Genomic DNA, 2,600 nt, shown 5'->3' with positions numbered 1-2,600 from the left:
TCCTCACATGTAACAGGAAGATGACGACGATCAGGGCCACCGCGAGCATCTCCTCCCACAGTTTGGTCTGAAGAGTCCTGACCGCCTGCTTGATCAGTCCGGAGCGGTCGTACTCTGTGACGACTTCTACTCCTTCTGGAAGACCGGGAGCAATCTCTGCGAGCCGCGCTTTGACACGATCGATCACATCCCTGGCGTTCTCGCCATATCGCATCACGACAATCCCACCCACGACTTCGCCTTCGCCGTTCTTGTCGGCGAGTCCTCTGCGCAAGTCCGGTCCCAGCTTGACAGTTGCGACGTCGCCGATTCGAACGGGCGTTCCGCCCTGTGACCGAAGCGGCACGTTGCGAATGTCTTCGAGGCTGGTCAGATAGCCGCGACCTCGAACGACGAACTCTCTCTCTCCGATCTCAAGAAGTCTCGCCCCGACGTCCGCATTGGATCGAACCAGCGCCTGCTTCAGGGTCGAGATCGGGATGTTGACCGCGCTCAGTTTGTGAGGGTCGACAACCACCTGATACTGCTTCACGAAGCCGCCGATCGACGCCACTTCCGCCACACCCTCCACCGACTGCAGCTCGTACCGAAGGAAGTAGTCCTGCACCGTCCGGAGCTCCGCAAGATCACGCGCTCCTGTTGTGTCTCTCAGTGAGTACTCGTAAACCCAGCCAACACCCGTCGCGTCGGGTCCGATCGAGGGTCGAACCGATTCGGGAAGGCGCCCTGCGGCATAGTTGAGATATTCGATTACGCGGCTGCGTGCCCAGTAGAGGTCGGTTCCATCCTCAAAGATCACATAGACGAACGAGAGTCCGAAGAAGGAATACCCGCGCACCGTCTTGGCGTATGGAACCGCCAGCATGGCCGTCGTCAGCGGATACGTGACCTGCTGCTCAACAATTTGAGGACCCTGACCCGGGAATTCGGTCTGGATGATCACCTGGACGTCCGACAGGTCGGGGATGGCATCGACCGGTGTGTTGCTTGCTGCCCAGATTCCGATACCGGAGAGCAGCGCAACGGTAAGGAGGACCAGAAGCCGGTTCTGGGCGCTGTATTCGATGATTCTATTGATCATGGTCAATCTCAATTGGATTCCGGATCGGCAATCCGGAAGCGTCTTAGTGGCTGTGGCCGGTCATGGCGCCGACGGCACTCTTGAGTCGCGATTCGGAGTCGATGAGGAACTGTGCCCGGGTCACGATTCTTTCGCCGCCGCTCAGCCCGTGGAGAATCTGGTAACTTCCTCCTGCAAGGATCCCGATCCGTACCACCGTCGGTGCGAACTGGCCGTCGCCAAGATCGACGATCACAATGTCCTGCTCACCCGTTCGTATGACAGCCTCTTCCGGAACGACCGGGGCGGGGGCAAGCGGCTTGCTCTCAATCCGCACGGTAGCATACATCCCCGGCTTGAGCACCTGCCGCTGTCCGGGCATGATGATGCGTGCGCGTGCGGTTCGTGTCTTTGCATCGAGCATGTAGTAGACATGGTCGACCCGACCTTCGAATGTCTTGCCCGGGTCATACGGCAGCTCCACGCGGACCGGCAGGCCTTCCTGCACCCACGGCAGATCCTGCTCATAAATGTCTGCGATCAGCCAGATCTTGCTGAGGTCGTAGATCTCCAGAAGGGGCTCGCCAGCCTGTACGTGTTGACCTTCGGTGACTGACTTTCGCATTACTTCGCCTGTCGCCGGTACGTTAAACCGGACCGTGCGCATCGGTTTTCCTGTGCGCTCCAGCTCGGCGATCTGGTCTTCCGATATTTCCCAGAGAATCAAGCGTCCTCGGGCGGCGCTCAGGAGGCGTTCGGCATCCTTCGCCATTCCTTCGATCGGGCTTGCCGACATCCGTTGCGCGTTACGGAATGCGAGCAGGTACTCCTCTTGCGTCGCGACCAGATCGGGCGAGTAGAGATCGAGCAAAGGTTGGCCCTTTGTGACGAGCGCGCCTTCATAATCCACGTGGAGCGCCTCGATCCATCCCGGTGTTCGAACGGTGACCGTGTGGATACCGCTTTCATCCATTTCGAAGCGACCGGTCGAGCGGATCTCACGACTCAACGAACGGACTTCGACGGTTGTGGTACGGACGCCGATCGTTTGTATTACAGACGGTTCGATCGAAACGATGCCGGCGGCGGCGCCTGTCGCGGGTGTCATCTGGTGAGCCGAATGATCGACGGTTTCAGATTGATTGGATGCCGTTTGCATCGTAGTCGAACCATCAGGTGGCATGTCCGTGGCGTCGGTGCCTGCCATCGAATCGTGGTCCGTATGGTCGGCGGCCGCGGCGGCTGCCATCTCGGCGAGCATAGCCTCGTGGTCGTGGCCGGGCTGTCCCATTGCCGGGTTTTCGGCTGCCGGTCGGTCGGCGTTCGGGTCCGTTCCGCACCCGGCTGTTCCAAGGACGAAAAGGGTAGACGAGATCAGTACAAGAGATCTTACGTATCCCATTGGGCAGCAACGATTTTGCGTGTTCATTTCCATTACAGATCTATAGGTGTTCCGAGCACGCGATGCATGGTGGCAACGGCTTCGTGAAGGCGTTCGCGTACCGAGATTTCGTCGAGTTGAAGTTCGAACAGCATCCGT

At 59.1% G+C, this 2,600-nt stretch carries 2 protein-coding genes; both read right to left on the bottom strand.

Features of this window, described 5'->3' with window-relative positions; genetic code table 11:
- The coding region (locus HKN37_05220; GenBank protein NNE46044.1) for an efflux RND transporter permease subunit at nt 1–1,081 on the bottom strand (1,081 nt) is incomplete at its 3' end.
- A 43-nt stretch (nt 1,082–1,124) separates the two neighbouring features.
- Nucleotides 1,125–2,462: an efflux RND transporter periplasmic adaptor subunit gene (locus HKN37_05215; GenBank protein ID NNE46043.1), complete on the bottom strand. Its 1,338-nt coding sequence runs from the start codon at nt 2,460–2,462 to the stop codon at nt 1,125–1,127.
- Between the last annotated feature and the right edge of the window lie 138 nt (nt 2,463–2,600).

Source organism: Rhodothermales bacterium (assembly GCA_013002345.1).
Taxonomy (GTDB): Bacteria; Bacteroidota; Rhodothermia; order Rhodothermales; family JABDKH01; genus JABDKH01.
Note: the sequence above shows the minus strand (reverse complement) of the source record. Positions and strands in the feature narration are given on the sequence as shown.